We start from the raw sequence: 3,083 nt of genomic DNA on the forward strand, positions 1-3,083 counted from the left end.
GTCGGGACACCCGTCCCGACCGACCCCGGCCCCGACCTCTCCCGGAACTCACTCCACGGTGCGGGTGACCCGCTCGGTCTCCCGGCGCCGCTCCAGGGTCGCGTCGTCGATCGGCGCGCCGGGGCGACAGATCACCACCGATCCGCCCACCGCCAACGGCGCCCAGAAGCCGGCGAACAGCCCCCGGCGGTGGTTCCATTCCAGCCGGCAGAGCGCGCGGTCACCCGGCGCGAGGCCCATCTCGACGGCCTCGATCCGCGCGTCCTCCACCACCTGATCGGCGGTCCACCCGATGCCGTCGATCACCAGGGCCTCATCGCCGGGCTCCAACTCCTCGTCCGGGACGAAGACATCACCCTGGCCGGGGACGGCCACCGCGTAATCGATGAAGCCCTCCGGCGGCTCGGGGAACCGCGCGCCCAGCGGACGCAGGCTCAGGGCCACCCGTTCCCCCCTGCATTCCCGGGCCTCCTCCAGTCGATCGGGGCCGGCCACCACCAGATCCGCGTCACCGGGGTCCCCCCCGATGACCGGGACCACCCGGGCGGAGGCACAGGCGAGCAGCCAGGCGGCGGTCTGCCAGTGGGCGGGCAACAGGAGGGCGAGACGGTCCCCGGGCTCCGCCCCGAGGTCGTCGCGCAGCAGGTTGGCGGTCTTCGCCACCCAGTTGGCGAGGGTGGTGACGGAGAGTTCGACGCGTTCGCCGGTGGTGTCGTCGTACCAGGTCACCAGGGGACGGCCGGCGTCTCCGGCGAGAGCGGAACGCAGCAGGTCGACGGGGGTGCGATCGGTGGTGTTCATCGGCGCCAGGGTACGCCGCCGGGGCCCGTGGGACGGCGCCCCGAAAGGCGCGTCGACTCCCTTCCCCTCCGCCGGACATCACCTCGCGTCACCTGTCGGGGCGACACCTGACGGGGCATGCGCACAACATCCCGATAAGCACCTTTCACATCGTTCATTCCTTTCATGCCTTTCGGGTGCCCATGGCGCCTCGGTGGGTCCGACGGGTTCACGGTCGCCTCCCGGCCCGTCCGGGCCGGGAGGGGCGTCGAGGAACCCTCGCGGCACCCCGGCCACGTCCGCGCCAACCCGGTCGGGACGCTCTTCGCGCAACCCCATCGCCCGGCTCCGGAGCCGGCCCGTCCCCGTGAGCAGGCCCCTCCCGCGCGACGGAAACCGGGGGACCCCGGACGGGGTCGCGCCTGACGGGGCCGCGTAGCCTGTTCGGCCATGGCGGAACGCACCTGGCGGCCGGACGGCCCCTACGACATGCGCCGCAGCCTGGAGGTGATGGGCCGCGGGGCGCGCGACCCCGCCCTGATGGCGCTGCGCGACGGCACCGTGTGGCGGGCCTCCCGCACCCCGGAGGGGCCGGCGAGCGTGCGCCTGCGGCAGACCCCGGCCCCGGCCGGTGCGGGGCGCGGCGACGGCCCGGCCGGCGAGGTGGTCGCGACCGCCTGGGGCCCGGGCGCGGAGTGGCTGCTGCGCCGACTGCCGGACCTGCTCGGCGCCGGGGACCGTCCCGACGACTTCGTCCCGCGCCACGCCCCGGTGGCCGACGTCTGGCGGCGTCACCGGGGCGTGCGGTTGATCCGCACCGGACTGGTGATGGAGTCCCTGATCCCCTCGGTGCTGGAACAGAAGATCACCGTCGAGGAGGCGTTCCGCTCCTGGCGGCGGCTGCTGCTGCGGTTCGGTGAGCCGGCGCCGGGCCCGGCCGGGGTGGTGCCGGAGGGACTGCGGGTGATGCCCGACCGAAGGACGTGGTCGCTGATCCCGTCGTGGGAGTGGCACCGGGCGGGGGTGGACGCCAAGCGCTCGGCGACGATCCTGCGCGCGGTGCGGCTGGCGCCGAGGCTGGAGGAGGCCGGTGCCATGCCGTTGGACCTCGCGATACGGCGACTGTGCGCCGTTCCGGGGGTGGGCCCGTGGACGGCGGCCGAGACCCTCCAGCGCAGCAACGGCGAGCCCGACGCGGTGACCGTGGGCGATCTGCACCTGCCCTCGCAGGTGGGATGGACACTGGCCGGCGAACGGGAGGCCGACGACGCCCGGATGCTGGCCCTGCTGGAGCCCTACGCGGGCCAGCGGTACCGGGCGACGCGGCTGATCCGGATGGCGGGACGACGTCCACCGCGCCGGGAACCGCGCCGCCGGCACTGGGACATCGCCCGACTGTGACCCCGGCCCCGGGACCGGGTGCCGCCGGGTCGGATCGCTCCCGGGCGAGGCCCGTCGGGCACGGGGTCCGGGGTGTCAGTCGTCGGCGAGGCCCTCGGCGGCGCGTCGCTCGCGCAGTTCACGGATGGCCCGACGACGGGCCAGCCGGTGGGTGCGCCGGATCTGCGCCTCCTGGTACCGGCGCCGGTCCCGTTCGGTCTCCGGGATCACCGGCGGCACCGGACGCGGTCGTCCCTCACCGTCGACGGCGGCGAAGACGAGATAGGCGGTGCCCACCCGGGTGGGCGGGGTGGCCTCGTTCCAGCGCTCGGCGAGGACCCGCACCCCCACCTCCATGGAGCTCCGGCCGGTCCAGTTGACCTGCGCCTTCACATGCACGAGATCGCCCACGCGGACGGGCTCGAGGAAGACCATCTCGTCCATCGAGGCGGTGACGGCCGGACCGCCGGAGTGCCGTCCGGCGACGGCGCCCGCCGCGTCGTCGACGAGCTTCATGATGACCCCGCCGTGCACCGTGCCCAGGAGGTTGGTGTCGTTGGCGGTCATGATGTGGCTGAGCGTGGTGCGCGAGGCCGACGTGGGTTTGCCGGGCGGATGAACGGGTTCGGCCGGTGTGTCGGGTGCGACACCCTCGCCGGGAGCCGACGGGCCGGTGACTGGATCGGTCATGGTCACCAAGCCTATGCGCGCTCCGGGGCGCCTATGCGCGCTCCGGGGCTCGTCCGGGGCGGGCTTTACTCCCGCGCGCCCCCTGGTTGTGCATCAGGTCTGACACATTCGGCCCCCTCCCTGTCCGGCCGTGCCCGGGAGAGGGCAAACTTCCGCCATGAACAACTGGCCCGACGGGTGGACCGACGACGGCCGGGGGCGGGCGGGCCGTGGCGGTCCCCCTCATCCGGAAC

The 3,083-nt window shown here is 74.4% G+C and carries 3 protein-coding genes; 1 reads left to right on the plus strand and 2 read right to left on the minus strand.

The genetic code is table 11. The annotated features are described in order from the left end of the window. Nucleotides 1-48: 48 nt before the first annotated feature. Nucleotides 49-801, minus strand: a complete 753-nt coding sequence (locus FNQ90_RS17735) for a TIGR03089 family protein (protein WP_182607282.1) — start codon at nucleotides 799-801, stop codon at nucleotides 49-51. Nucleotides 802-1,230: 429 nt separating this feature from the next. Here FNQ90_RS17735 and FNQ90_RS17740 point away from each other — a divergent pair, with 429 nt between their 5' ends. After that, the gene (locus FNQ90_RS17740; protein WP_182607283.1) at nucleotides 1,231-2,181 is read left to right on the plus strand and encodes a DNA-3-methyladenine glycosylase family protein; all 951 of its coding nucleotides are present in this window, start codon (nucleotides 1,231-1,233) and stop codon (nucleotides 2,179-2,181) included. Nucleotides 2,182-2,256: 75 nt separating this feature from the next. On the opposite strand, the gene FNQ90_RS17745 is transcribed toward FNQ90_RS17740, so the two are convergent. Continuing rightward, on the minus strand, nucleotides 2,257-2,850 hold the full coding sequence (locus FNQ90_RS17745; RefSeq protein ID WP_143620380.1) for an acyl-CoA thioesterase: 594 nt from the start codon (nucleotides 2,848-2,850) through the stop codon (nucleotides 2,257-2,259). Between the last annotated feature and the right edge of the window lie 233 nt (nucleotides 2,851-3,083).

The organism is Streptomyces alkaliphilus (assembly GCF_014141535.1).
Lineage (GTDB): Bacteria > Actinomycetota > Actinomycetes > Streptomycetales > Streptomycetaceae > Streptomyces > Streptomyces alkaliphilus.